A 25,948-nucleotide genomic window follows, 5' to 3' on the forward strand; every position below is an offset into this window, starting at 1 on the left:
TCGACCGGTACTAATAGGCCGAGGGCTTAACTACACCAAACTTGATGTTCGACCGCGTCCACTGTGTGATTCACAGCAAACAACCACCCCACCCCCGGGGTGAGCAAGCCGTAAGCCGGCTTAGCCTGGGGGTGTTGGAGTGTTGGTTGTGTCGCTGATAGCTGTTTCGGTGGTTATAGCGGAGGGGAAACGCCCGGTCTCATTCCGAACCCGGAAGCTAAGCCCTCCAGCGCCGATGGTACTGCACTCGGGAGGGTGTGGGAGAGTAGGACGCCGCCGGACTTAACGTTGGGAAAGGCCCACACCAGAGATGGTGTGGGCCTTTTCTGTATGCGCGTATGGAGCTCACCCCTGGCCGGGGTGAGCTCTTTTGTGTCTCTGGAGTCTTGAAGGCCCGCGCGGACCCGTTGCGTAGCCGGAGGTGGCGTGATGGAGTCTGGCGGGGTGGTCGTGTAGTCGACGGAGGCGGTGGGTAATAGGTGGACGTGATTGTCCGGGTGGGAGCGTTCGCCGTGGCCGTGGGTCTGCTGGCCGGCTGTTCCGCTGCCGACGGTGGCGGACGGGACTACAACCCGGCCCATCAGCCTCGCTATGTCGTGCCTGACGAGTCCGACGGGGTTCCCGGTCCGGTTGCCACCTGGCCCGGGTCCGGCACCGGTCTCGGACTGCCCGGCATCGGACAGGCCGCACCCAGCGAACCTGACCATGTCGTCCGCGGCGGGGCCGTTTCCGCCCTCAAGAACAAGCCGGCGACCTTCTCGCTCGTGAACGCTGCTGACGTCGTACGGGTGACGGTCGGGGATCTTGGTCCTGATCTTTATGAGGTCTCCACGCCGGCGCAGTCCAAGGTGGTGCCCAAGGTCAATGGTGGCGGGCCTGCCGTTGTCGCCGGGCTGCGGGACACCGGGCTCACCGGTCCGGCGCTGGTCACCGTGGTGCTCAGCGACGACGTGCGCTGGAGTGTGCGGCTGGCCGGCGGTGCCAGCGACCAGGCCGTTGACCTCAAGGGCGGACCTGGGGGCGATGTCGACTTCGTGGCCGGCACCAGCCGGGCCGAGGTGTGGCTGCCGGCGGCCAGTGGCACTCAGCGGGTCGTTCTCGGCGGTGGCGCCAGCCAGCTGGTTGTGAACCTCACCGGCGTGGCGCCCGTTCGGGTCGCCGCGAAGAACGGGGCCGGCGAGGTCACGGTGGACGGGCAGACCAAGTCCGGGGTGCCCGGCGGCGCGGTCTACGCCGCGCCTGGCTGGGATTCGGCCGCTGACCGCTTCGACATCGACGCCACCAGCGGCGTCTCCTCGGTAACCGTCGCCCGCAGCTGACCCCACCTGCGGCGCGGGCGCGGATGCGGCGTGACGGTCAGCCGACCGCGGGCTGCCCGGTAGACCGGAACCGTTGCGGTGGCACGCCTGCCGCAGTCAACTGGGTCGCGACCTCGGCGGACAGGTTTTCCATGAACACGACCACCTCGTGGTCGTCCGCCAGGTCACACAGCGCCGCCAGAGTTCCCAGGTTGATCGGGTCCACGTCCGGCACGTCGCTCAGGTCCACTATCAGGTGCAGCGGGCGGACCTTCCGGACCGCGTGCACCAGGATCTGGCGGAACTGCACCGCGCAGTCCGTCCCCATCGGGCCGTGGGGCTGGACCACCACGCTTCCGTCCGCTTCCGTCCGGACGTCGACCGCGGTGTCCGACATGGGTCTGCCGTCCGTCACCCAGCGTTCGCCGGGCGGTCAGCGTATGACGGTTCCCGCGGCCCGTCGACCGGCCGTTTGTGCCAATTCACGAGCGAGGAAGGGGAGAAAGAGGCAAAGGGAGGCGGCTAGGGCAGGTCCGGGTCGCCGGTTACCTTGCCGGGGTTGAAGAGGTTCTGCGGGTCCAGGGTCTGCTTCACCGCCTGCATCATCGCCAGCACCGGTTCCTCCAGCTCCTGACGCATCCCTCGCCGCTTCAGCAAGCCCACCCCGTGCTCGCCGGTCACCGTGCCGCCCAGCCCGATGGCCGCCGCCAGGATCTCCTCGAATGCCGCCTGCGCCGCCTCCCGGGCCGCCTCATCATCCACCGGCGTCCGGATCAGCGGGTGCAGATTTCCGTCCCCCGCGTGCGCGATCGTCGCGATCGCCACTCCGTGCCGGGCCGCGCTTTCCTCAATTGACGCCAGCATTGTCGGCACCGCGGATCTGGGCACGCAGACGTCTTCGGTCAGCACCGGGCCCAGCCTTTCCATCGCCGGATAGGCCAGCCGGCGCGCGGCGAACAGCGCCTCCGCCTCGAACTCGTCGGTGGACTGCTCGGCCCACTGCGCGCCCGCGTCGCGGAAGACCTGGGCCAGGGCGTCCGCTTCGGACTGGCCTGACTCTCCTGGCGTGTCGATCTGTGCCAGCAGCAGGGCCTCGGCCGTCGCGGACAGGCCCAGATGCTTCCATTCCTCCACCGCCTGAAGGCACGCCCGGTCCAGCAGCTCCAGCGCTGTGGGGAGCAGGCCCATCCGGGTGGTCGCGGCCACCGCGTCGCCGGCGGCGACGATGCTGTCGAAAGCCCCCACCACGGTACGGGGGGCAGCAGCGCGAGCCGGACGCAGCCGCAACGTGACCTCGGTGACGACCCCCAGCGTTCCCTCGGCCCCGACGAACAGGCTGACCAGGTCGTAGCCGGCCACACCCTTCGTCGTGCGGTGGCCGAGGCGCACCGCCGTACCGTATGCGCCGGCCGGCCCGCCCACGACGGCCTGCAGGCCGAGCACGTAGTCGCGGGTCACGCCGTATTTCAGGCAGCACAGGCCGCCCGCGTTCGTCGCCACGTTGCCGCCGATGGTCGACCAGGGCGCGCTGGCCGGATCGGGTGGATACCAGAGGCCGTGGGCCGCGACCGCCGCCTTCAGGTCGTTGTTGACGACGCCGGGCTGGACCACCGCGATCATGTTGTCCGGGTCGATCTCCAGGATCTTGTTCATCCGGGTCAGGTCGAGGATCAGGCTGCCGTCGACCGCGTTCGCCCCGCCCGACAGACCCGTGCCGGCTCCGCGCGCGATCACCGGGATGCCCCGGGCCGCGCAAGCCGCGACGATGGCGCTCACCTCTTCCGTGCTGCGGGCTCGGATCGCGCCGACCGGCCGGCCCGCCGGGGCCCACTCGGCGTCGTCGTGGCTGAGGGAATCGAGGACGTCCGGGTCGACGATCAGGTCCAGGCCGGGCAGGTCCGCGGCCAGGGAGCCGGTCATGCCAGGCCGGCCAGGAACTTGAGCAGCGCCTCGTTGACCAGGTCGGGCTGGTCGATGGCGGCCGCGTGGCCGCTGTCCTCGATGATCAGGGCGGCCGCCCGTGAGTTCGTCGCGGCCGCCGCAGTGGCGTGCTCGCAGGGCCACAGCTGGCTGTCGCGGCCGGCGATGAACAGACTCGGCACTGCCACCCGGGCCACCACGTCACGCCAGTCCTGCTCGGCGTGGTCCTGCAGCAGCGGCCAGGTCTGCGGGGCGCGGGCGTCGCTCATCTGCGGCACCCGGCCCAGCGCCTCGATCAGCCGGCCCAGTCGCCGCACCGACTCGGCCACTGGCAGGCCCCGGCCGGTGTCCGGCACGCCGTCCTCGAAGAACGTGCCGAGGTTGTGCCGGGTGAGGCCGTAGAAGCCGTACGACCAGACCTCGTCGTTGACCATCTTCGGGGTCTGGTCGACGGTGACGACGCCGCGCAGCCGGTCGGCGCCGAACAGGTCGTAGTAGGCCCAGATCGCGCTCGCGCCCATCGAGCCACCGACCAGGACAACCTGGTCCAGGCCGGTGGCGTCGAGGAAGTCGCGGATGTCCTTGCCGTGCCGGGCCATCCGCTGCCCGTACGCGGGATTGTCCGAACCGCCGTGCGAGCGCCGGTCCAGGCCGAGCACCCGGTGGCCGGCGCCGAGCAGGGCCCGGCGCTGCAGCTCCCAGGTCTCGGCCGAGGCGGTGAAGCCGGCGATGAGCACGACCGGCTGTCCACCGCCCTCGTCGGTGTAGTGCAGGTTGACCCCGTCGCTGGTGGCGATCGTCGACATGCCTCGACACTACGGCGGGCTCACGGCAGGCGCTGGAGGAACTGCCCGGGGGATCAGCGCCCGGGCGGTGATCACCGCAGGCCGAGCGAGCGCCAGTCGACGAACTTGAAGTCGGTGCTGACCCGCCCGCCGTCCGGAGTGTTCTCGCCGTCGTGCAGGACCAGCAGGCCCTGCGGGTAGCCGGGCAGCCCGGCGGAGGTGGCGGCGGCCCCGTCGGAGTGCTGGACACCGTCTGTGGCCGGCCCGTCGACCACGGTGAAGCTGGTCAGCGGGCGGTTCGTCCGGCGGTCGTAGACGAAGAAACGGCTGTCGCCCTGGCCGGACACCAGCAGGTAGTCCTCGTAGAGCGTGGCGCCCTCGACGTCGGCGTGGATGCGGCCGCCGTAGCCGGGGTCGTTCCCGGTGTCGAGCGTGCAGTCGGCGCTGTACGGGACGCCGTACTCGGCGACGCGTTCGACCATCGACCGGCGCTTGGTCCGCAGATCGATGCGCCACAGGCCGACGTCCTCCTGGCTGGCGTAGAGCACACCCGCCCGCGCGTCGATCACCATGCCCTCCACCTGCGGGTCCTCGCCCGGGTCGCCGCACGGCCGCCAGGTCGTCCCGTTCGGCAGCCGGAAGCTGTCGGGCAGGTCCAGCGTCTCGCGCCTGGTGTAGGTGACCTTGCCTCCGGAGGCCCGCAGGCGGAAGAAGCCGAGCCGGGTGGTGTGCCGGCGGCTGACCACGGCCAGATCGCCGCGCGTGGCCAGGCCGTAGCCGGTGGCCTGTTCCTCGACCTCGGCCTGGTCGGCGGAGAACAGCAGCGGCGGGTCGGCGACCGTGACGTCCGCGAGCCGGCTGGTGGCCGGATCGATGCGGTAGAAACGCAACTGGTCGCGACCGCGGTCGGTGACCACGGCGAGGTCGGTGCGGCGCCCGCCGAGGCGGAAGCCGGTGACCACGTCCACGTTGTTGAAACGACCGCCGGCCGGGGTGGCGATCGCCTGCACCTCGCGGCCCGCCAGGTCGTAGACCCGCAGGCCACCGTTCTTGGCGGTGCCGATCACCAGGCTGCGGGCCCGGTCGCTCGGGTGCACCCAGATGGCGGGGTCGTCGGCGTCGGCGTCACCGCCGGCCTCGTCGTCGAACAGGGCGGGCGTCTCGGCGCGGGCGGTGACCTGCTTGTCGCCCGGCTGCTTGACAGCAGCCCGGGCGGGGCCGGTGAGGGCGGGCAGGGCCACGGTGGTGGCCAGGATCAGAGCGAGGGTACGGCGCATGGCCTGCGAGCCTGCTGGGTTCCGATGACCGTACGGTGGCGCGCGGTCACCCTGGTGATGAACGGTCGATGCGCTGCCCGTACGGCATGATGGCCGGGTGACCGGGGGTTATCTGAAGGGCCGGATCCGTCGGGAGGACATCATCACGACGGCCGTCGCCGTGTACGCGGAGACCGGCTACCACGGCTCGTCCCTGCGTGAGATCGCCCGCCGCGTCGGCATCACCCACGCCGGCCTGCTGTACTACTTCCCGACCAAGGAGTCGCTGCTCGCCGCCGTGCTGGAGCGCCGGGACGCGCAGGACACCGAGCGGGAGCGCCTGGCCGTGCCGCCCGGCCGGGAGGCGCTGGCCCACCTGGTCGCGCTGGCCGAGCACAACGTCCGGCACCCCGGCATCGTCGACGTGTACGCCCGGCTGGCCGCCGAAGCAGTCGCGGCGGACCATCCCGCGCACGACTACTTCGAACGGCACTACCGGATGGCCCGCGACTACGCGACTGCCTCGTTCCGGGTGCTGGCCGGGCAGGGTGAACTGCGCGCCGGCGTCGACCCCGAGCACGCGGGCCTCAACCTGGTCGCCCTGATGGACGGCCTCCAGGTGCAGTGGCTGTCCAACGGCAGCGCGGTCGACCTGGTCGGCGCGCTGCGTTCCTACGTCCAGGCCCTGATCACCGTTCCGCTGGACTAGAGGGTCCGGGCGTAGGGATCCCAGTCGGCCGGCAGGGCAGGTGGCGTGTCGGCTGTGCTCTGCACGACCACCGGCCGCCGGTCGGCGATGGACTCCTCGATGGACTGCATCGCGTCGAGCACGTGGTAGGCGAGCGCGCCCGAGGCGCGTTCCGGCACGCCGGCCCGGATGGAGCGGGCCAGCTCGAGGACGCCGGTGCCGCGCGAGGCCGGATGCCCCTGTGCCGCCAGTTCCTGCGGGTCGCCGCCGGCCAGCAGGTGCAGCCGGGTCGGGCCGTCGAACCTGTTCGGATCCGGCAGGACGGCGGTGCCGAGCGTGCCGGCGACCTCCAGCGTGGTCCGGGGCAGGGCCGAGTCGAAGGTCAGCACCACCTGCGCGGAGCCGCCCCGGGTGAACTCCAGCAGAGCGGTGACGGTGGTCGGGACGGTGACCGGGAACTCCGTACCGGCTCGGGGGCCGGAGCCGATCACCCGGGTCTCGCGGGCCCGTCCGCCGGTCGCGGTGACCCGGCCGATCGGTCCCAGCAGCTGCACCAGGGCGGTCAGGTAGTACGGCCCCATGTCGAGCAGGGGACCGCCGCCGGTCTGGAACAGGAACTCCGGCGCGGGATGCCAGCTCTCCGGCCCGGGCGACTGGAAGAGGGCCAGCGCCGTCCGCGGCTCACCGATCCGGCCGGCGTCGACGGCCCGCCGCGCGGTCTGCAGGCCCGCACCGAGCACTGTGTCCGGTGCGCTGGCCACCCGCAGGTCCAGCTCACGGGCCCGGTCCAGGAGCTTGCGGGCCGACGGGCGGTCCAGGGCAAGCGGCTTCTCCGCCCACACGTGCTTGCCCGCCTCCAGGGCGGCCAGACCCACGTCGACGTGCGCGGCCGGGATGGTGAGGTTGACGACGAGCTCGATCGCCGGGTCGGCGAGCAGCTCCTGGACCGTGCCCGCCGCGGGGATCCCGTGCTTGGCCGCCTGCGTGGCGGCCCGGGCGGTGTCCAGGTCGGCGACCATGCGGACGTCGAGATCCGGAAAGCTGGTCAGATTGCGCAGGTACGTCTCGCTGATCGTGCCGGCCCCGATGACGCCGACCCGGGCCGCTCCGTCGCTCACCGCTGCTCCCCGTCCTGCTGCTCGTGGTCGCGCAGGAACGCCAGACTGGCGCCCAGCGCGGTGAAGATGTCCCCGTCGCAGCGGTCGAACTCGATGACGCGCAGGGCTTGCGGCGCAGCGGCCAGGACCTCGAGGACGGGCACCCGGCCCTGACCGGCGGGGACCTGACCGGAGCCGTCGGTGGCGAGGTCGCCGTCCTTCACGTGGAGCGCGCGTACCCGGTCGCCGAGGCGGCGCAGCAGGGCCGGCGCCTCCGCGCCGCCGGCCGTGGCCCAGTAGGTGTCGACCTCGAGGACGAGGGCGGGGTCGAGGTGGCCGGCGAGGACCTCGAAGGCAGTGCGGTCGCCGATCCGGGACTCCAGCTCCCAGAAGTGGTTGTGGTAGCCGACGGTCACGCCGTGTTCGGCGGCGATCTTGGCGGCGTTGTTGAGCGCGGCCGCGGTGGCCGCGATGTCGTCGGCGTGCTGCCAGCGGGCCGCCTCGACCATCGGCTCGATGACGGTGCCGATGCCCAGCTCAGCCGCGGCGGCGAACACCGCGGGCCGGTCGACGTCGTCGCCGAGGAGCTTGGCGTGGGCGGTCGGCGCGGTCAGGCCGTTTGCCGGCAGGGCGGTGCGCAGCACGGCGAGGTTCTCCCGCACGCCGTACGGTTCGACCTGGGTGAAGCCGAGGCCGGCGAGCCGGGTGAGGGTGCCGGCGGGGTCGTGGGCGAAGGCGTCTCGGACTGAGTACAGCTGGACGGAAAGCTTGCTCATCGCTACCTCCATGCGGTCTTCATCTTTTCTACCAGCTGGTCAAAATTGACGCCAGAGAGTGCTTCCTTGATCAAGTAATTCGGCGCGATCCCGCTCCGTTTATCGGTCGGCGCTATTTCGTCGGCAATAAGAGGCGATTGATTGCCTCGACAATGGGTATGAACCGGTCCTAATAGGCCGAAAGTATGAGGCGTAGTGACCGCTGGTTGAGCGCTCATCGGCCGTTCGGTGGATTAGTCGATGCGGGAAACAATTTTCGGGTTTTCGCACGGTATGCCGGCGACACGGATGATCACCTAATCGGGTTAATGTGGACGTAGTTCCACAATTCCGGCACTGGATCATGATTCTGTGGATCTAGCAATAAACCTGCCGAGAAAAGGTGGTTCCATGAGTAAGGCAACACGAATGCTGGCCATGACCGGAATGGCGCTGGTCGCCGGTGCGACGATGGCTGCCGGCCCCGCCGCGGCGTCCTCGTCGGCCGCCCAGGGAGCCACGTCCGCCACGCAGCAGCAGGCGGGGAACCACGGCGACCGTGACCGTGACTGGGTCGCCGGCTACTACCGCACGCGCCTGCAGTGCGAGCGGGTCGGCCGGATCGGCGAGCGCTTCGACCGCTGGGACGACTACGAGTGCGAGCGCGTGCGCCGTGGCTTCCGGGTGATCTGGCGTCTCGACGTCGAGCGTGACTGGCACGGCGGCGGCGACTGGGACCACCACAACGGTGGTGGCAACTGGGACGACAACGACAACGACGGTGGCGGCCACTGGAACCGCCCGCGTCGCTGACCCTCAGCGCCAACTGACCCGACACAACGTCGCCGGCTCGCGGTCTCCGCGGGCCGGCGACGCCCTTTTCCCCGTTCGGTGTCCGAGCACGGCGGAAGGCCCCGACCGGGCGGTCGGGGCCTTCCTTTTCCGGTACGGCCTTACTTGGTGATCTTCCGCGTATAGCTCTTGCCGGCCGACGTGTTACCGACCTTGTCGGAGCCCCAGTAGGTGACCGTCAGGCTGCCCTTCTTGACGCCCTTGAGGCCGAGACTCCAGGTGCCCCGGGCGGTCGGCGTCACGGTGAAGACCGTGGCCTTGGCCGAGGCCTTACTCTTCGAGGAGGTCTTCACCCAGGTACGGCCGGTGTAGTAGTACCACTTGCCGTTGCGCTGCTCGATCAGCTTCACCCGGACCCGGGCCACCCCGACGCCCTTGTCGGTCGCCGTACCCGTGATCTTCGACCAGGCGGACGCCTTGCCGGCGTTCTTCGGCACGTTGAACGTCACGACCGGCTTGTAGGTGTCCTTGGTGACCTTGACCGAGCCGACCGTGACCGGCGTGCCGGCCCCGGCCTGGTTGAACAGCGTCACCTTGACCGTGAACGTGCCGGCCTTCGGGTAGACGTGCGCCGCGCTGCCGACGTTCGGCGACATCACCGAGGTCGCGCCGTCGCCCCAGGCCACGGAAACCTTCTTGGCCTGGCTCACGCCGCTGAGGCTGAGCTTGACCGGCTGGCTCGCCCAGATCGACCTGCGATCCAGGGCGTACCGGCCCGGCTGCGCCGCGACGACCACCCTGGACGGACCGGTGAAGCCGGCCACCGCGGTGTTGCCCGCCTCGTCGGTCAGCGCGACCGACACCGGGAAGCTGCCGGCGGCCGCATAGGTGTGGGTCGCGGTGGTCGCGCCGGCCGCCAGGGTCTGCGGCGCGCTGCCGTCACCCCAGGTGACGACCCGCCTGATGCCCGCCGGCGCACTCACGTCGTCGGTCAGTGCGGTCTGGGTCAGGGTGACCGTCTGGCCGGGCCAGAGCGTCGCCGCGTTCAGGGTGAAGGTGCCCGTCGGCGCGGTGGAGTCCGACACGCCCGCGGTGGCCCGCGGCGCCGGGTCGGCTGTGACCGGCGTGTGCGCGGCGAAGTAGCTGACCAGCATCGTCAGGTCGTTGTCGCCGGTCGTCACCTTGTTGCTGCCCCCGGCCAGGGCGGCGAAGTTGTCACCGCCGGTGGCCAGGAACGAGTTCGTCGTCACCCGGTAGGTGCCCGCCGGGTTCAGCGTGACCCCGTTGAGCTTCAGCGACGAGGCGATGATCCGCTGACCCTGCGGCTGGGCGGCGTCGTAGGAGTAGGTGAGCCCCTTCGACACACCCAGGTGCAGCACCGGACGGGACGCCCCGGCCGGCTGCCACTGCTGCTCCAGCGCCAGCTTGATGTCGGCGCCGGTCAGCGTCTGGGTGATGACGTCGTTGGCGAACGGCTGCACGGCGAACGCGTCGGCGTAGGTGACCGTGCCGTCGGTGCCGTACTTGAGGTCGGACCGCAGGCCACCCGGGTTCATCAGGGCGATCTGCGCCCCGCCCCGGCCGGCCTCGCGGGTCTGGTCCAGCTGGACGTCGGCGATGAAATTGCCCAGCACCGACTCGACGCCGCGGTCCTCGTTCCCGGCGGCGGTGTAGCCGCGCAGGATGTCCCCGGTGATCTTGCCCAGGGTCTGCTTGCCGAGCTCAGCGGCGTTGGCCTTCGCCTTGGCCACGAGGTCGGCGATCGCCGGATCCGGCGTGACACCCGTGACCGGGAGCAGCTCAGCCGTGGATGCGGTCACTGCCTGGGTGGCCGGGTCGTAGGTGAGTACGGCCTTGCCGAGCTTGACGCCGTAGTCCTCGGCCTGGATGACCGGCCGCGTCCGCGACGTGCCGGGGACCGGCACCTGGAACGCGTACGGCTGGTGGGTGTGCCCGCTGAGGATGGCGTCGATCTCAGGGCTGACCTGGGTGTACTTACCGAAGACGGGGTCGGCGGCCAGCTCGGCGGCCGAGCCGATGTGCTCCGACGCGGCGCCCTCGTGGGCCAGCAGCACCAGGACGTCGGCCTCCCCGTTGGCCTCGTTGCCGTCGGACAGCTCGGTGGCGAGCTTGTTCGCCTCGGCCACCGGGTCACGGAACTCGACCCCGGCGATGCCGCCCGGTGCGACCAGCGAAGCGGTCTGCTCGGTCACCACGCCGATGTAGCCGACCTTGACGCCGCCCAGGCTCTGCACGGAGTAGCCCGGCAGCACCCGCTTGCCGTCCTGGTAGACGTTGGCCGCCAGGTACGGGAACTTCGCCCGGTCCTCGACCCGGCCCACCAGGTCGGCCAGGCCCTTGTCGAACTCGTGGTTGCCGACCGCGGCGACGTTCAGCCCGCCGGCGTTCAGCACGTCCAGGGTCGGGTTGTCGTTGTCGATGGCCGAGACGAACGTCGACGCCCCGATGTTGTCACCGGCGGAGACCCACGCGGTGTTCGGGTTGGCCGCGCGCAGCTGGTTGACCAGCCCGACGAGCTGAGCGGCGCCACCGACGGGCTGACCGCCCACGGTGGACGGCGACTCGAGCCGGCCGTGGAAGTCGTTGATGCTGAGCAGCTGCAGGTCGACCGGCTTGGTCAGCCCGGTCTCGAGGCCGATCACCACCGGGTCGTGGTCGCTGGCCCGGTACGGACCGGCGTCGTAGAACGGTGCGTAGACGTCGTACTCGTAGGCGTACGACTCGACGGAGTTGATGTTCCAGATGTCGACGCCGGTGACCCGCTCGGCGAGCGAGGCGGTGGCCAGCCCGTGGTCGAGGGAGCCGGTCTCGCCGCCGAAGACGTACGAGTACTTGTCCGGCGCGCCGGTCGTGTGCACGTCGGTGAAGCCCTTGTCGTACAGGGCCTGCATCGGGTCTTCGCGGGTGTAGGAGTTGAAGTCGCCGAGCAGCAGCACCTGGTCGCTGCCGCTGCCGGCCTTCAGCTGGTCGACGAAGCCGGCCAGCGAGTTCGCCTGCCGGACCCGGTCGCCGTTGTACGGGCCCTGGCCGTCCCCGCTGTCGACGTTGTCGCCGCTCGGCGGGGTCGAGGCGCTCTTGGACTTGAAGTGGTTGGCCACGACGGTGAAGGTGATCGCGCCGGAGGTGAACGTCTGCGCGATCGGCTCACGGGCGTTCGACCACACCGACTCGTCGTTGATCGACCGGGCCGCGCCCTTCGGGGTGACCTTGGCCGGCTTGAAGATGATCGCCGTGGTGATGAGGTCCTGCTGCGCGGCGGCCGGCAGCTCCGCCGGCGACCGTACGTAGTCCCAGGTGCCCGCGCCGTCGACCGTGTTCAGCGCGCCGACCAGCGTCTTGAGCGCCAGCTGCGGGTTGTCGGGCTCGAACCGGACCGAGTTCTCGATCTCCATCAGCGCGACCACGTCGGCGTCCAGCGCGGTGATCGCCGAGACGATCTTGGTTTGCTGCTTGGCCAGCGCGGCCGCGTCGGTCGCACCGCGCGCCTCGCCACCGAAGTGGACGAAGTAGTTGAGCACGTTGAAGCTGGCCAGCTTGATGTCACCGCCGACCGCGGCGGGCGCCGCGGTGCGCGGGTTGGTGTCCTTGAACGTCGTGCGCGCCGCGGGCGGGGTGGCCGCGTCGACCGGGATGGTCGGCTGCAGCCGCCACTCGCTGAACCCGAAGCCCAGGACCGCGGGACCGAACGATTCGACGGTGTCACCCACGCGGACCGGGTCGGTCTTGGACAGGTACGGCGGGGCCAGGCCGGCCGAGGCCAGGTTCGTCGTGCGCCCGTCGTCGAGCAGGATCCGGCCGAGCTTGTTCGCAGCCTTGACCTGGGCCGCGGCCTCGGTGCCGGGGCGGGCCACGTCGGTCGGCACGCGGGCCGGGGCGTGGCCGGCGGCGAGCACGATCTCGCCGTACCGGTTGGTGTTGTAGACGTCGGAGACGGTGAACGCCCCGACCGGCGCGACCAGCATGCCCTCGGCGGACTCGCGGGCGTCGTCGGCCAGCGGCAGGCTCAGCGGCACGGGCGCCGGGCGCGGCGCGTCGTGCGCGCAGACCTGCACGTCGGTCTTGGCCGCGATGCTGAGCTGGGTGAACGCGTTGAACTCGTTTGCCGTGCCACTGACGCGGACCAGGTCGCCGAGGGCGACCGTGGGAGCCGTGCCCGTGGGCAGGTAGACGAAGACGGCGTCGGAGGCCGTACCCGCGGCGACCGGGCGATCGCCACCACTGCCCGCGGTCTGCACGTAGATGCCGCTGTAGCCACCGGTGCGGTGGTCGGCGGTCACGACACCCTCGACGGTGACCCGAGTGCCGGCCAGCGTGGTGGCGGCGCCGGTGCCCTGCACCTCGGCGATGGTGTGGTCGACTGCGACGGTGCAGCCCGGAGCCGGGTCCGGACCGGGATCCGGCGCGGCGGTGTTGCGTACGCCGAAGGTGTTGGCCGCCGGCGCCTTCCAGACACCGTCGATCTTCTGTAGTGAGTCGGCCGCGGTGGTGCTCTGCCCCTCGGAGACGCCGATGTCGGCACCGGTGGTGCCGGCCGCCGGCCCGGCGGTCGCGGGGAAGGCTCCCTCGTAAGTGAGGAACTCGGCGACCGCGCCGGCCGGGTTCACCAGGGCCACGCCGTCCGGGCCGTTCTGGATGCCGTCCACCGGATACCGCTGCACGACCACACCCGCGGCCGGTACGGTCCCGGCGAGCGGGTCGGCGTCGTAGACCACGCCACCGTTGCCGTTGTAGAGCACGATCTGCCAGCCGGAAAGATCGAAGCCGGCGGGCGCCTCGATCTCGACGGCCTCACCGCTGTCGGCGCCGGAATTGTCGTAGTGAATTTCGCTGATGAATGGTCCCGGCGCTGCTTCCGCGGCGCGTACCGGCGTTGTTTCCGCGGCGCGGGTCGGCGCTGCCGCGGCATGAGCCGGACCGGTGAGACCGAGGCCGAGGGTGGTGGCCACGAACGCCGCACCGAGAGCGTGACGCCCTGACCGGGATCGCGGAGCGATCCCGGCTGCGGGCAGATATCGACGCATTTAATGGTGTCCTTCCGAGGTGATGCGCCGGAGCGTAAGCAGGTCCAATGACGATCAACGCTCGTTAAGGTAACGAACAGGCATACGAGATGGATCGCCCCGGCTTGATGAGGCCGTCTTGCGTGTACTGGTTTCGGGTGAATTCCGGTGGCATGCTGGCTTCGGAAAGCGGCCGGAGGTGCGCGGTGGAGACATCACCCCAGCGGGACGGGGCGGGCGACACCCCCTCAGCCGTGCGCGTTCTCGTCGGGGCCTACCTGCGGCAGTTGCGCGAGGACAGTGGCCGGAGCCGGGCCGAGGCCGGCGCTCCGCTGCACCTCGCGGAGCCGGCGATCACCGCCATGGAGCTGGGCCGGGCCGCCCTCGACGAGCGCGACGTCCTCGCTCTGCTGTCGCTCTACGGCCTCTACGGCGCTCACGAACGGGCGGCACTGCTGGCGCGGGTCCGTGAGGCCAACGCGCCGGGCCGCTCGCATTCCTACAGTGACGTGACACCGAACTGGTTCCAGCGATACCTGAGCCTGCAAGCGAGGGCGTCGCTGATCCGGACCTACGAGGTGCAGTCCGTGCCGGGCCTGCTGCAGACCGAGGCGTACGCCCGGGCTCTCGTCCCCTGCCGGGCGCGGCAGCGGCTGGCGCAGCAGCAGGTGCTCAACCGTCCCGACCCGCCGAAACTGTGGGCCCTGGTGCACGAGGCCGCGCTGCGGCGCCCGGTCGGCGGCCGGGCGGTGATGCGGGACCAGCTGGAGGCGCTGATCGCCGTCGTGACCAAGTCGCCGACCGTACGGCTCCAGGTGCTGCCGCTCGCCGCCGGCGGCCACGCGACGGCTGGCGGCTCGTTCACGATCCTGCGGTTCCCGGAGCCCGACCTGCCGGACATGGTCTACCTCGAACAGCTCACCAGTGCGCTGTACCTGCACAGCCGCGCCGACATCGACTTCTACTTCCATGCGGCGAACCGCCTGTTCGTCGAGGCCGCGCCACTGCGGGACACCGCCGGGATCCTGGAACGGATCATCGACGACCTGCGCACTCGCACTCCACTACGGACCCCCCGAGACGAAGGGCATCCTCGATGACCGACGGACAGGCGCCGCAGATCGACACCACCGTCCCGCAGACGGCCCGGGTCTGGAACTACTGGCTGGGTGGCAAGGACAACTACGCGGTCGACCGCGACCTCGGCGACCAGATCGCCAAGGAATACCCGATCATCGTCGACATCGCCCGCGCCGACCGCGCGGTGCTGAACCGGGCGGTCCGCTACCTGGCCGGCGAGGCCGGCATCCGGCAGTTCCTGGACATCGGTACGGGGCTGCCGACCACGAACAACACGCACGAGGTGGCCCAGGAGGTGGCCCCGGAGTCCCGCATCGTCTACGTCGACTACGACCCCCTGGTGTTGATGCACGCCCGTGCGCTGTTGACCAGCGGCCCGGAAGGGGCCACGGACTACATCGACGCGGACCTGCGCGACACGGCGACGATCCTGCGGGAGGCGGGGCGCACGCTGGACTTCACGAAGCCGGTGGCGCTGATGCTGTCGGGGATCCTGGCGCACCTGCCGTCGGCGCAGGAAGCGGCGGCCATCGTGCGAAGTGTCATGGACGCCTTGGCGCCGGGGAGCTATCTGGTGGTGGTCGACGGGACCAACACCAACCCGGAGCTGAACGAGGTCATGAAGATCTGGAACGCCACGGCCAACCCGCCGTACGCGATGCGGAGCCCGGAGGAGATCGCCGGCTACTTCGAGGGTCTGGAGCTGGTGGAGCCGGGCCTGGTGGATGTGACCCGGTGGCGCGTCGAGCCGGGGGAGACCCGGCCGCTGCACAACCTGGTGGGGGTCGGTCGCAAGCCGGCCTGAGCAGCGATCAGAGGCACGGCGGGGTGTAGCGGTGGAAGCGCATGCCCCGGAAGGTCAGCTCGTTCGGGGTTTTGCCGACGAAGACCAGCCCGCGAGCCGCAGTGATCGCGTCGGCGAACGAGTGGGCAGGGGCGCCGAGCTCAGGCACGGCTGACCAGGCCCCGGGCCGGAAGCTGAAGAACCTGGTCACCGTCCGGCCGTGGGTCGAGGGGATGGTGGTGGCCCATTGAGCGCCGCCGCTCCAATGTGTGGCGGGACGCAGTTGCACGTACAGGTCGTCGGTCGCGCTGAAGGTCAGCCAGAAGCCGCGCGAATTCGACAGGTCGACCTGGGCCTCGAACTGGTTGGCGAGCCAGACCACCGCGACGTGCCACTCCGCGTTCAGGAAGGTGACCTTGGCTGTGTAGCCGGTCCGGTGGCCGGTGCGGGTGGGCACGAGCAGGCTGCCGGTCGCCGGGACGGTGGTCCCCTCGCCGCTGGCCAGCCATTGCTGGAGACGATCGATGGACGGGGTCGCGCACTCGCTGGTGGAGTGCGGGTGAGCGTTCGCGGCCGTGGGGGCCATGAGCAGGCAGGCCGCGAACGCCGCCAGAGAGGACTTCATTGCCACCGACAGTCGCTGCATGGACGGCCTCCACCTTCGCTTCAGTAAACCTTGTTAAAGGTTGTCCGCCGCTGTGGTGAAAGTCAAGTCCATCGATGGCTGCAGGGTCCACTGGGCCACCGCTCGTGTCACCAGGGCTGGAACGTCTCGCAGGAGGTCAGCGTGACGGCCTCGTATCGGCCGCTGCACACGTCGTTGTTCGCGCCGCCGTCGAGGAGGCTGACACCGTAGTAGGCGAAGAGGAGGTCGTCGCCGGCCTCGCCGTAGAGCTTGTTGTCGCCGTCGTCGCCGCGCAGATCGTCGTTGCCGCCGCCACCGAGGATGGCGTCGTCGCCCTCAAAGCCGTTGATCTCGTTGGCCGCCGCGTTGCCGACGAGGCGGTCGTTGCCCGAGCTGCCGTTGAGCATCTCGACGTCGGCGCCCACGGTGTCGTGCTCGCCGGGCGCACCGTCATCGCGGGACACGCCGTTCAGGGAGACGGTGAGGGGCTTCTTGTGGCCCTGGTAGTCGACCAGGTCCCGGCCGGTGCCACCGAGCAGGACGTCGGCGTAGAGCTTGCGGTCGTCGGGGTCGCCGTACAGCTGGTCGTTGCCGGCGCCACCCTCGATGCGGTCCGCGCCGTACCAGGCGTTGAGGAAGTCGTTGCCGTTGTCGCCGTACAGCTGGTCGTTGCCGTTGTCGCCGAAGAGGTCGTCGTTGCCGTTGCCGCCGTGGATCACGTCTGCGCCCGCACGGTCGGGCGCGTTGATGCAGTCGCTGTCGCCGAGAACCCGGTCGTTGCCGTCACCCGCGGAGACGTAGTCGGACCCGTCACCGGCGTAGATGAGGTCGCTGCCGCCCTTGCCGTAGATCTTGTCGTTGCCGGCCGACCGGTCGCAGATGTCCTCGCCGTACAGGACATCGGCCTTCGGGCCGCCGACGAGATTGTCATTGCCCGGGCCGCCGTACGCCTGCATCTTGAGGTCGCTCTTGTTGACGACCGAGTCGTCCCGGTCGTAGAGCTGGACGATCACCTTGGCGGGTGTCTTCGTGGTCTTGCAGCGGACCCGGGTCTTGTCGCCCTTGACCTGCTTGCAGTTCTTGCCCGGCTGGACAGCCACGCGATCGTCGATCGTGACGGTCCGCCCGGAACGGGTGATCACGACCTTGTTCTTGGCTTTCGTGTCGGCCGAGAAAGAGACCGTGGTGGAGCCGGCGGTGACCCATCCGTAGCTCGACGCCGCGGCGGGGCCGGCGACGGCCGTGGCGGCAATGGTGGTGGCGGCCGAGAGAAGAAGGGCCGACCAGACTTTGCGTGACATCGAATAATCTCCCCGTTCAGATGCCGCTGCATCATAGGGCTGAGCCGGCCCGGGCGGTATCGGGATTGGTCTCGGCGCAGGCGCGAAGCGCGGTCCCGAGCGGTCGCCATCCGGTCGGCGGGGGGAACCGCCGACCGAATCGGGGGTTACGGTGGATTATCAAGCACATCGGGGATGAGGCTGCAGATGATCAATGTGCAGGAGTTCGCGCGGCGGCTGAGCACTCTTGGGGCTGATGCGTTCACCAGCGACGACGTCGTGGATCTGGCGACCGCCGCGGACGCTCGCATCAGCGCTGACCTTGAGATCGATGCCACCCTGGCGCAGCGCTTGCTCGACCAGATCTCGCCCACGCTGCCGGTCACCGGGGCGCAGATCGTGGCGTTGCCATGGCCGCCACCCCCATCCCGTCCAGCAGCGCCTTCGGTGTCTTTCTCGAGCCCTGGTGCCGTTGACGGACCGGATGCTCAGCCGAACCCGTCCCGCCGTTCTGGGCCTGCGCGCAGCGGCCGGCGACCGGGCTCTCGACGAACTGGCAGGTGAAACTGCCGCCCATCGTCTCGTCAGATCGCACTGCGCCGGATGGTTGGAGATCCGCTCACCGCGGCACGCGAGCGACCGGCCCGCACAGTGCGTTCTCGACGACCGCATCGGTGGCTCGCTGGTGCTGCAGGGCGCGGTCCGGCCGGGTTCCTGACACTGACACCGACACGCTGCGACGGCCGTCGCGGGTGACGCCGTTGTCGCTGGTGTAGCCGCTGCCACCGCCGGGGTGGCTCCAGTAGGTGCCGCCGCACGGCAGGGGCCGCTCGAACAGGCCCAGCCCGTATCTGGCCCTCGGGAGCAGTTCCTCGAATTCCGGTCCGACCGCGATCGGGCTCGGCGCTGTGCAGTTGGCGGTGCTCACGGCGGTGACCTATGGGACGTTCCCGGCGCTGGCCGGCGTCCATGCCCGGGTCACGCGGTGGGCGTTGACGCCGTCGGCAGCTGAGCGGCTGGCCGGCCGGGTCGCCGACCTCACCCGCACCCGGGCCGACGTGCTCGACGCGCACGGCGCCGAACTGCGTCGCATCGAACGTGACCTGCACGACGGCGCGCAGGCCCGGCTCGTCGCGGTGGCGATGCGCCTCGCGGTGGCCCGGCAGGTAGCCGGCGACCCCGACCTGGTGAACCGGCTGGTCGCCGAGGCGCACCAGGGCACCGAGGAGGCGATGGTCGAGCTGCGTACGGTGATTCGCACCACCTACCCACCGATCCTGGCCGACCGGGGCCTGGCCGGCGCGCTCGTCGCGGTCGCGGCCCGCAGCGGCCTGCCGACCACTGTGGACGTCAGTGACCTCGGCCGCGTACCCGCGGCGGTGGAGACGGTGGCATACTTCGCGGTCACCGAGGCGCTGAGCAACGTCACCCGGCACAGTCGCGCCACTCGGGCGGGCGTCCGCGCGTTCCGTCACGGCGATCTCTTGACTGTGACGGTGACCGACGACGGCGCCGGCGGGGCGGACGAAGCGCGAGGAACCGGCCTCGCCGGCATCCGTCGGCGAGCCGGCGCGCTCGACGGCACGCTCGAGGTGCGCAGCCCGAAGGGCGGGCCGACCGAGATCACGCTGGAGGTGCCATGCTTCGAGCGGTGATCGCCGAGGACAACGAGTTCCTGTCCGGCGGCCTGGAGCTGATGCTGGGCACCAACGGCTTCACAGTGGTCGCGACCGTCGCCGACGCCGACTCGTTCCTCGAAGCGGTCGACGAGCACCGCCCCGACGTGACCGTCGTCGACGTCCGGCTACCACCGACGTTCCGCGACGAGGGCATCCGGGCCGCCATGGAAGCCCGGCGCCGCCACCCGGACCTCCCGGTGATGGTGTTCTCCCAGTACGTCGAGCGGGAGTACGCCACCCAACTACTCGCGGGCGCCCCGCGCGGCATCGGCTACCTGCTCAAGGACCGGGTCAGCCGCATCGACGAGTTCATCGAGGCGCTACGCCGGGTAGCCGGCGGCGGCACCGCGTTCGACCCCGAGGTCATCGCCCAGCTGCTGACCCGGACCAGCGACGACCCCGTCTCCCTGCTGACCCCGCGGGAGCGGGAGGTGCTCGCCCTGATGGCCGAGGGCCGCGACAACACCGAGATCGCCGGCCGGCTGTTCATCACCGCGAATGCCGTGCACAAGCACATCAACGCCATTTTCGGCAAGCTGGGCCTGGCCCCTACCGACGGCGGGCACCGTCGCGTGCTCGCGGTCCTGACATATCTCGCGGCCCCGGGCCGGCGTCGCGTGAACTGAGGGGCCCTGCGACCGGAGGGGCGAGCCGTCGCGCGACGGACCCGTCGAGTCCATCACACCGCACCGTTTGAATCCGCTGCTCAGAGACATAAGCGCAGGTCAGAGTGGGCCGCCCGGGACTCGAACCCGGAACCTATGGATTAAAAGTCCACAGCTCTGCCATTGAGCTAGCAGCCCGCGTCGATCAGGGTACCTGCCCAGGGTTGATGACAAGAGCCCCGTCCCTGGCGCGTCGGTGTTTGCGCTGCTCATCGGGCGGACGCCGGCAGATCGAACATGGCGGACAGGTCCGCCGGTCCAGGGCCCCTTCGAGGCAGGGTTGGGCGTGACTCCGTTGACGTCTTCGGCTTGCTACGGTCCGGTCGTGGACGAGGACACGTTCTGGGCGCTTGTCGCGGAGTGCCGGCAGGAGAGCGGAAACAACACCGAACTGGCCTCGCGCGTCTTGTTCCGCCGCCTCTGCACATTCGACGCGGCCGGAGTCGTCGAATTCGTTCGGTTCTGGGAACGAGCACGATCCCGCTTGTTCTCGTGGCCGGTTTCCGACGCGGCGTGCCTACTGCTCGGCCCGGTCGAGGAAGAGGACCTGGGCCGGATCCAGGACTGGATCCTCTCGTACGGTCGCACAGCGGTCGAGCGGATCAGTGCAGATCCGGACAACCTCATCGATCTTGCCGCCGATGCGGGTAACGCCCGTGCGCAGTGGTTCGACGAGTTCATGACGGAGGCGCACATCGTCGTCAGCGGTACGTGGCCCCTGGGTTACGACCCCGACGGGCCGGAGGATCTGACCGGTGAGCCTACGGAACTCGGCGACCCGGCTGCCGTCCACCGGCATTTCCCCAAACTGGCAACGTTCCGGCGCGGCCGTCCCGAACTTGGTCTACCAGAACTTCGCTGAAAGAGGCCGACGCACTCGCACCCCGGGATGCTATCCGTCACGCCAGCCGGCCTTGGTGGAGCAAGCCCACAACCCTTCGACCGGAAGGATGCAGCAGCGTGTCACTGTCCCGGTATCCTCGCCGCGTGAATCTGAAGGTGATCGAGGGCCGGCTGACCGAGACGCAGGTCGGAGTGGGTGTGGAGCGGCGCGTTTTCGGTGAGTTCGTCGGGCCGCAGGGTGAGCTCGCCTCGTATGCGTTCGGCTGGACGACTGAGTCCGAGCCCCACGTCGCCCGGCTCACCGTGGGGATCGGGGCCGGGAACCCGGGCGGCGCCAGCTTTCATGCGATCGTCTTCGACAACGAGGGCAGCTATGCCTGTTCGCTCGTCGACGAACCGTTCGAGCGCGTACCCGAAGGGGGCCCCGACCTCCTCGCGAGCGAAGCTCGCGCGCATGAAGACCTGCCGTTCGTCTGGTGGGTGGTCGACCGCGTCATGGAACGCGACCGGCGCGCGCGATGGATGAAGCACTGGCTGCTGGGCACTACCAGCATTCAGACAGGAGAGGTCTTCGAACGGACAGAGCCGATTCTGTACGTGAGTCACGACGCCAGCGACGGTCTCTGGCAGCTCATCGGTGCGAGCAACGCCAACCCGGCCACGGGCAAGCTCAGCCACCTGCACCACGCTGTCGAACACGACCTCACGCTGCTTGACGTGCTCGACCTCGAAGCCGGCGAGAGCGCCTATCGGACCGGGCCGGACCACCCCTGGACCAGCATGCCTTCCTGAACGAACGAGACGACAGCCGAGGGTGGACATCAAGGCAGAGGTCTCACCGCACCTGCCGGCACGGTCGCGATGAGATAGTCCGTCGTCAGCTCCGGCTGCACGTCGACCGTTTGATCGTCCCCGACGTAGCGGACCACGTAGACAACGTCGTCCCGCCCCGGAACGCCGCTGCGCCCTCCACCGGCAGAAGCTCCTGGAAAACCTGCACTTCGTCGCCCGTCCGCATGACGGCGTCGGCGTCGGCCGCAGCGCGTTGCCCGTCTGACATGAGCTTGATGAGTCGCGCGATCGGTTCGGCACCGTCGTAGTGGACGCGGTGGCCTGCGACACCGAAAATCAGGCGAGCTTCGGCCCTGCTCAAGTCAGCCAACGCCGCAACGGCTCCCGGGGCAAGGGATTGACTCTCGCCGGCGTCGACCTGCGCCGCCAGCGCTGCGATCATTCGATCCAGGACCTGTTCCCGTACGTCGTCGTCGATCACGCTGCGAGCGTATGGCCGCTCACGAGCGGGTGACACCATGCTCGCGTGTCGATCGAGTCGGCGGGACCCGCCCGCGGAGATTCAGCGCGTGAAGCGGACGAATTAGCAGCTGCGTTGCCTGAGTTGCTCCGGAGGGCGTTGCGGGCCCGGGTCTATGACCGACGGGGCAGGACCGAACCAAGCGCGAAGCGCCGGGATCGCGTGGAGTCGTCGTTGCTGCTGGACGTGAACGGCTTCGACGCGGTCGCTCCGTTGACGGAGGCACTGCGATTGCGGCCAGACACCGAGATCATGTTCTGGATGCAATGGCCCGACCTGTGGATCGAGTTCGTCGACGACTGCGGGATGCCGTTGGTCTGCCTTGGCTTGCTGCGACCTGACTGGGTCCGGTGGGAGCCGCACGGCGACTTGCAGCTCGCCGTACCGGAAATGGCCGAGTCTCTGATCGCGGCATGGGGCCTGAATGACGTCAGCTGACGGAGGCTCTGCCGACGGTGCGGCACGCCTGGCCGGCGGCGGATCGGAATGGTCGCCGAGGACGACCGGGGTACCGCATAATCCGCTCATGGCCTCCACCGGATCGATACTGTCGGTCGGGTCGGCGCTCTCGACCGGATCGGCCCTGTCCTGGCGGTCGCAGTGGTCGCTGCTCTCCGACCAGTCGTCCGGGACGGCGTTGACGTCCCGCGCCCGCGCCGGCGCGGTCATCGGGCCACCGGCGGCGTTCGCAGCGGTCGCGCTCGCTGCCTATGCCGGGTACCTACTGGCGCGCGGCTGCCGCCGACAGCGGCCAGCCGCTGACTGACGATCCGCCGCTGGTCGGCTCACATCTGCCCGATCGGGCGGTGCCGGGAGCGCGGGTGGTGACGTGCGGTCTCAGTCGCTGTTGATCCAGTACGAGGAGTCGGTGACCGCAAGGACACCGGCTTGGACGAAGCGGGCTGCGACGCGGTCCCGCGCCACCTCTGTGTCGAGGTCACCGGTGAGTTCGCCGGTGTGGACCAGGTGCTTGAAGCATCGGGTCAGGCGTTCTTCGAGATCCCCTTCACCGGGACTGGTCTCGAGGTGGGCGACCAGGGCCGGCAGCGAGCTGTAGGGCGTCCTGACGCTGTAGCTGTATTCGCGTCCGGCGTCGCCGGTCTGCGGCAGATACTCGTATTTCTCGCGGAACTCGATGCCGTGGTCGCCGGGGGCGGAGGCGTCCATGGTCAGGACGAGTTCGAACAGGCAGTCGCTGCCGGGCCGGTACAACTTGAGGATCTCCTCGGTGCGGGCGAAGCCCTCCACCGTGGCGGTGATCCCGGCATCGGCGATCCACGCCGCGACGCGATTCCGGTTGTCCTGCCGGGCGGCCCCGCCATGCAGATGGTTTCGGGCGGCCATGGCGTCGAAGCAGGCGATCAACCGGTCATCGACGCGCCCCACGCCGGGGGAAAGGCCGAGCCGCTGCTCGAAACGATCCACCAGTACGGGCAGGTCCTCGATCGGCGCGGTGACGCGGTATTCGGTACCGCCCCACCGTTCGTCGCGCGCACGGTATGCCTCGGCGAACCTGAGGATCGGGGGCCGCCAGTGGGTTAAGAACACCAGCTCGAGAACCATGTCATCGACCCGCAGAATCTCGTGTTCGCGGGGCCGGCCGTCGCCACGGGCAACGACGGAGACGTCCGCGCACCAGGCGATGAGACGGTCCCGGTTACCACCCGGCGGCAGGTGCGGACCGAGTTCGCCCCGCGCGACCAGCTCGGTCAGGAGCGTCGCGGCGCGCTCATCGGGCCGGTCGGTGTGGGGAAGAGCGAACCGGTCGGCCACAGCTGCCAGGGTTTCGTAGCTGATGTGCACATGATGGCTGTACCCGGAGTAGACGACATCCGGATGGCCGGCACTCGGATCGGAGAACTCCTCCTCCAGGAACACATCGAAATCCGAGTCGTCGGCGTTCACCGCGTTGAGTTCCACCGACAGCGTCCGCAGGAACCCGTTCGGCTCGGTCGCTTTGAACAGGGGCACTCGCCGCCGCAGCGTGCGCCACCGTTCGGTGTCGAACCACCGTCGCTCGTACCCGATCCCCGCCCGCCGGCAATGGGTCGCGACCTGCCCGTCATTGCTGAGGTACTGATCCTTGATCTCACCCCGCTCGGCCATCGCGGTCAATGCTGCCTGGAGCCGATCGAACGTTCCGGTCTGCGGCAGACCGAAGGCCTGGGTGAAGTAATCGGCCAGAGTGGTCAGGTCTGTCTCGGCGAGGCGGATCGCACCGATCCGGCCCAGCCGGTTCGGCCGGGACCGGAACTCGGCGCCCTCTTCCAGGACGACCAGAACCACGGGCAGCGGCATGCGAACAAGGTAGCGGGCAACGAGGCCAGCGCTGTCGCGCTACCGGCGGTTCACCGATGATGTCCAGGACTTGGGGAGTGGCGTTCTGGCCAGTTCGCGTTGGCCGCTCAGGCTCGGGTGGAAGTAGTCGAGGGCCACCATTTCAAGCGCGAACTTGATCCGATGCGCCCGGCCGCCGTCCCAGTGACAGCGGTCGCCGTACCGCTTGCAGGCCTTGGCCAGTTCCCTGTTGTACGCGTTGACGTGCTGGGCAACGCTACGGCGCTTACGCACATCGGCGGCCGCGGACGAGGTGGCATTGGTCATTAGTGACGGGCATTCCTTCAGCTGCCACATCATCAGGGCCATGAGGTTGCCATGGGCGATGTCCCAGAGCTTGCCGAGGTCCGGGATGCTCACTATTTCCACGCGGGCCCGGGGCCGGCCCTGCTTGAGGTTCTGAAGCGCATCGTCAAGATACGCCCTGAACGTCTGCGGACTGATCATCAGCCACTGACAGGCGTCGTTGGCTCCGATCAAGATGGTGACGTAGTCGGCCTTCCGTTCTACGGCCTCCATCGCCTCGGTGGAGAGATGAGCCACCCCGGCACCACGATGCCGAACAGAACCGCGATGGCGAGAGCGACCAATCGACGCATGGCAGCCTCCGGAGGAAGGAAGCCTCATTGTCCGACGCTCATCCGGCAACCGACAGATCTGGCATTTGATTCTCAGCTACCGTCCAGCCTGGAATGAGGAAGTACCCGTACGAACGGCTGCCCGATCACCGCCGGCAGCGCCCACGCGGCGATCGGCTCTCCGCGGTCGGCCAGCGTGGCGCGGGCGGACCGCAGAGCGCCGGCCACCGTCTCGCCGCTGAGCAGGCCGGCGTAGAACGGGTCCACCATGGCCGCGCTGGCCGCGTCGCCGGCCGGCCAGTTGCTGCCGATCACCGCGGCCGCGCCCTTCACCGCCAGCACCGCGCCCAGCCCCAGCGTGTCCGGCCCGGACCGCACCGACTCGCAGGAGCTCAGGTAGAGGATCGCGTCCGGGTGCAGCGCCACGCCGGCCAGGTCGCCGACGGTGAGCGGACCGTCGGCGAGCACCAGGTGGCTGGAGGCCGGGTCCGCCGCGAGATAGTCGGTGTGTCCGGCGTAGTGCACCAGCGGGAAGTCCGGCAGCGCCCGGGCGAGGGCGTCCCGTCCGGCCGCGTGCAGCTCGGTGACCTCGATCCCGGCGGCCCGTAGCAGGCCCGCGACTCGGGCGCCCTCGGACGCCGCGGCCGGCAGGTCGCCGAGCGGGTCCGCGATCACCAGCGCCCGGCGCACCGGGACGTCAATCGTCGCGCCGGACGGCCGCAGCAGCGACGGCGTGCGGCACAACCGGAACCGCAGGCCCAGACCCAGAGCTTCCCACGGTACGGCGAGCAGCTCCAGATCCGGCGACACGAGCAGTGTCTCGCTCCCAGCGCAGCGCTCACCGGAGGTGGCACCAGCAGCGCGGTGAGCCGCTCGACCAGGTAGTCCAGCTCGCCTTCGGGAAAGTGACCCAGCACGGTGAGGAGCGCGTCCAGCGCGGCCGGATTGATCTCGGTGGTCCAGGACGCGGTGCTGCCGTCCCCGCGGATCAGGTACGCGGTCAGCTCGTTCTCCGCGCGGTCGAGCCGGTACGCCAGCTGGTCCACGCCGGGGATCGCGGCCGGCCGGGCATCGAGGTAGGCGCGGACCCGGGCGGTGCGCGGCCGGGCGGCGAGCACCGCGCGGAGCTCGGCGATCCGGCGGTCGCGCTCCC

25 protein-coding genes, 1 tRNA gene and 1 rRNA gene are annotated in these 25,948 nt (G+C 69.8%); 12 read left to right on the forward strand and 15 right to left on the reverse strand.

Translation table 11 applies throughout. The annotated features are described in order from the left end of the window. The first annotated feature begins 165 nt into the window (after positions 1-165). Together rrf and ACWEOZ_RS02115 are read left to right on the forward strand one after the other, a co-directional pair. A 5S ribosomal RNA gene (gene rrf / locus ACWEOZ_RS02110) occupies positions 166-282 on the forward strand. Positions 283-479: 197 nt separating this feature from the next. Beyond that, positions 480-1,319 carry a hypothetical protein gene (locus tag ACWEOZ_RS02115; protein ID WP_451908932.1) on the forward strand — a complete coding sequence of 280 codons (840 nt, stop codon included), beginning with the start codon at positions 480-482 and terminating at the stop codon, positions 1,317-1,319. A 37-nt stretch (positions 1,320-1,356) separates the two neighbouring features. Here ACWEOZ_RS02115 and ACWEOZ_RS02120 read toward each other — a convergent pair whose 3' ends face one another. The 4 genes from ACWEOZ_RS02120 to ACWEOZ_RS02135 all read right to left on the reverse strand — a co-directional run bounded on the left by ACWEOZ_RS02120 (position 1,357) and on the right by ACWEOZ_RS02135 (position 5,280). Continuing rightward, positions 1,357-1,695, reverse strand: coding sequence for an STAS domain-containing protein (locus tag ACWEOZ_RS02120; RefSeq protein WP_451908933.1), 339 nt, complete (start codon positions 1,693-1,695; stop codon positions 1,357-1,359). A gap of 125 nt (positions 1,696-1,820) precedes the next feature. Next, positions 1,821-3,218: an FAD-binding oxidoreductase gene (locus tag ACWEOZ_RS02125; RefSeq protein WP_451908934.1), complete on the reverse strand. Its 1,398-nt coding sequence runs from the start codon at positions 3,216-3,218 to the stop codon at positions 1,821-1,823. Beyond that, complete coding sequence (locus ACWEOZ_RS02130; protein WP_451908935.1) at positions 3,215-4,024, reverse strand: alpha/beta fold hydrolase; 810 nt, start codon at positions 4,022-4,024, stop codon at positions 3,215-3,217. Before ACWEOZ_RS02130 ends, ACWEOZ_RS02125 begins: the two co-directional genes overlap by 4 nt. A 71-nt stretch (positions 4,025-4,095) precedes the next feature. After that, positions 4,096-5,280 carry a phytase gene (locus ACWEOZ_RS02135; protein ID WP_451908936.1) on the reverse strand — a complete coding sequence of 395 codons (1,185 nt, stop codon included), beginning with the start codon at positions 5,278-5,280 and terminating at the stop codon, positions 4,096-4,098. 97 nt (positions 5,281-5,377) lie between these two features. Here ACWEOZ_RS02135 and ACWEOZ_RS02140 point away from each other — a divergent pair, with 97 nt between their 5' ends. Continuing rightward, positions 5,378-5,968, forward strand: coding sequence for a TetR/AcrR family transcriptional regulator (locus ACWEOZ_RS02140; RefSeq protein WP_451908937.1), 591 nt, complete (start codon positions 5,378-5,380; stop codon positions 5,966-5,968). Here ACWEOZ_RS02140 and ACWEOZ_RS02145 read toward each other — a convergent pair. Both ACWEOZ_RS02145 and ACWEOZ_RS02150 read right to left on the reverse strand, forming a co-directional pair. Further along, positions 5,965-7,065: a Gfo/Idh/MocA family protein gene (locus ACWEOZ_RS02145; protein ID WP_451908938.1), complete on the reverse strand. Its 1,101-nt coding sequence runs from the start codon at positions 7,063-7,065 to the stop codon at positions 5,965-5,967. The genes ACWEOZ_RS02140 and ACWEOZ_RS02145 overlap by 4 nt on opposite strands. Continuing rightward, positions 7,062-7,820, reverse strand: coding sequence for a sugar phosphate isomerase/epimerase family protein (locus ACWEOZ_RS02150; protein WP_451908939.1), 759 nt, complete (start codon positions 7,818-7,820; stop codon positions 7,062-7,064). The genes ACWEOZ_RS02145 and ACWEOZ_RS02150 overlap by 4 nt, the downstream gene beginning before the upstream one ends. A gap of 390 nt (positions 7,821-8,210) precedes the next feature. Here ACWEOZ_RS02150 and ACWEOZ_RS02155 point away from each other — a divergent pair, with 390 nt between their 5' ends. Next, positions 8,211-8,612: a hypothetical protein gene (locus ACWEOZ_RS02155; RefSeq protein ID WP_451908940.1), complete on the forward strand. Its 402-nt coding sequence runs from the start codon at positions 8,211-8,213 to the stop codon at positions 8,610-8,612. A 140-nt stretch (positions 8,613-8,752) separates the two neighbouring features. On the opposite strand, the gene ACWEOZ_RS02160 is transcribed toward ACWEOZ_RS02155, so the two are convergent. Then, entirely contained in the window at positions 8,753-13,558 is a 4,806-nt protein-coding gene (locus ACWEOZ_RS02160; RefSeq protein WP_451908941.1) for an ExeM/NucH family extracellular endonuclease, read from the reverse strand. A 260-nt stretch (positions 13,559-13,818) separates the two neighbouring features. Here ACWEOZ_RS02160 and ACWEOZ_RS02165 point away from each other — a divergent pair, with 260 nt between their 5' ends. Continuing rightward, a complete protein-coding gene (locus ACWEOZ_RS02165) occupies positions 13,819-14,712 on the forward strand; it encodes a helix-turn-helix domain-containing protein (RefSeq protein WP_451908942.1) in 894 nt (297 codons plus the stop codon). After that, positions 14,709-15,497, forward strand: a complete 789-nt coding sequence (locus tag ACWEOZ_RS02170) for an SAM-dependent methyltransferase (protein ID WP_451908943.1) — start codon at positions 14,709-14,711, stop codon at positions 15,495-15,497. Before ACWEOZ_RS02165 ends, ACWEOZ_RS02170 begins: the two co-directional genes overlap by 4 nt. Positions 15,498-15,504: 7 nt before the next feature. Here ACWEOZ_RS02170 and ACWEOZ_RS02175 read toward each other — a convergent pair whose 3' ends face one another. From ACWEOZ_RS02175 to ACWEOZ_RS02185, 3 genes are all read right to left on the reverse strand, one after another. Then, the gene (locus tag ACWEOZ_RS02175; protein ID WP_451908944.1) at positions 15,505-16,101 is read right to left on the reverse strand and encodes a hypothetical protein; all 597 of its coding nucleotides are present in this window, start codon (positions 16,099-16,101) and stop codon (positions 15,505-15,507) included. Between the two features lie 128 nt (positions 16,102-16,229). Continuing rightward, complete coding sequence (locus tag ACWEOZ_RS02180) at positions 16,230-17,402, reverse strand: calcium-binding protein (protein WP_451908945.1); 1,173 nt, start codon at positions 17,400-17,402, stop codon at positions 16,230-16,232. 598 nt (positions 17,403-18,000) lie between these two features. Next, entirely contained in the window at positions 18,001-18,309 is a 309-nt protein-coding gene (locus ACWEOZ_RS02185; protein ID WP_451908946.1) for a hypothetical protein, read from the reverse strand. A gap of 4 nt (positions 18,310-18,313) precedes the next feature. Here ACWEOZ_RS02185 and ACWEOZ_RS02190 point away from each other — a divergent pair, with 4 nt between their 5' ends. Then, complete coding sequence (locus ACWEOZ_RS02190; protein ID WP_451908947.1) at positions 18,314-19,036, forward strand: sensor histidine kinase; 723 nt, start codon at positions 18,314-18,316, stop codon at positions 19,034-19,036. Continuing rightward, positions 19,021-19,686 carry a response regulator transcription factor gene (locus tag ACWEOZ_RS02195; RefSeq protein ID WP_451908948.1) on the forward strand — a complete coding sequence of 222 codons (666 nt, stop codon included), beginning with the start codon at positions 19,021-19,023 and terminating at the stop codon, positions 19,684-19,686. The genes ACWEOZ_RS02190 and ACWEOZ_RS02195 overlap by 16 nt, the downstream gene beginning before the upstream one ends. Before the next feature lie 105 nt (positions 19,687-19,791). On the opposite strand, the gene ACWEOZ_RS02200 is transcribed toward ACWEOZ_RS02195, so the two are convergent. Next, positions 19,792-19,863, reverse strand: a tRNA-Lys gene (locus tag ACWEOZ_RS02200). 187 nt (positions 19,864-20,050) lie between these two features. Between ACWEOZ_RS02200 and ACWEOZ_RS02205 the strand changes: the two genes are divergently transcribed. Together ACWEOZ_RS02205 and ACWEOZ_RS02210 are read left to right on the forward strand one after the other, a co-directional pair. After that, a complete protein-coding gene (locus ACWEOZ_RS02205; RefSeq protein WP_451908949.1) occupies positions 20,051-20,587 on the forward strand; it encodes a DUF4240 domain-containing protein in 537 nt (178 codons plus the stop codon). Between the two features lie 125 nt (positions 20,588-20,712). Further along, the gene (locus ACWEOZ_RS02210; protein ID WP_451908950.1) at positions 20,713-21,360 is read left to right on the forward strand and encodes a hypothetical protein; all 648 of its coding nucleotides are present in this window, start codon (positions 20,713-20,715) and stop codon (positions 21,358-21,360) included. Positions 21,361-21,445: 85 nt separating this feature from the next. On the opposite strand, the gene ACWEOZ_RS02215 is transcribed toward ACWEOZ_RS02210, so the two are convergent. Beyond that, a complete protein-coding gene (locus ACWEOZ_RS02215) occupies positions 21,446-21,841 on the reverse strand; it encodes a hypothetical protein (RefSeq protein ID WP_451908951.1) in 396 nt (131 codons plus the stop codon). 213 nt (positions 21,842-22,054) lie between these two features. Here ACWEOZ_RS02215 and ACWEOZ_RS02220 point away from each other — a divergent pair, with 213 nt between their 5' ends. Beyond that, entirely contained in the window at positions 22,055-22,318 is a 264-nt protein-coding gene (locus ACWEOZ_RS02220) for a hypothetical protein (RefSeq protein WP_451908952.1), read from the forward strand. Further along, a complete protein-coding gene (locus tag ACWEOZ_RS02225; protein ID WP_451908953.1) occupies positions 22,305-22,646 on the forward strand; it encodes a hypothetical protein in 342 nt (113 codons plus the stop codon). Before ACWEOZ_RS02220 ends, ACWEOZ_RS02225 begins: the two co-directional genes overlap by 14 nt. A 71-nt stretch (positions 22,647-22,717) precedes the next feature. Here the strand turns inward: ACWEOZ_RS02225 and ACWEOZ_RS02230 are convergent, their stop codons facing one another. The 3 genes from ACWEOZ_RS02230 to ACWEOZ_RS02240 form a co-directional block, all read right to left on the reverse strand. Then, positions 22,718-24,178 (reverse strand): hypothetical protein, encoded by a 1,461-nt coding sequence (locus tag ACWEOZ_RS02230; RefSeq protein WP_451908954.1) that lies wholly within the window; start codon positions 24,176-24,178, stop codon positions 22,718-22,720. 39 nt (positions 24,179-24,217) lie between these two features. Next, entirely contained in the window at positions 24,218-24,760 is a 543-nt protein-coding gene (locus ACWEOZ_RS02235) for an SGNH/GDSL hydrolase family protein (protein ID WP_451908955.1), read from the reverse strand. A 128-nt stretch (positions 24,761-24,888) separates the two neighbouring features. Next, positions 24,889-25,605: a CHAT domain-containing protein gene (locus ACWEOZ_RS02240; protein WP_451908956.1), complete on the reverse strand. Its 717-nt coding sequence runs from the start codon at positions 25,603-25,605 to the stop codon at positions 24,889-24,891. Positions 25,606-25,948: the final 343 nt, after the last annotated feature.

This window comes from Actinoplanes sp. NPDC004185 (assembly GCF_053603475.1).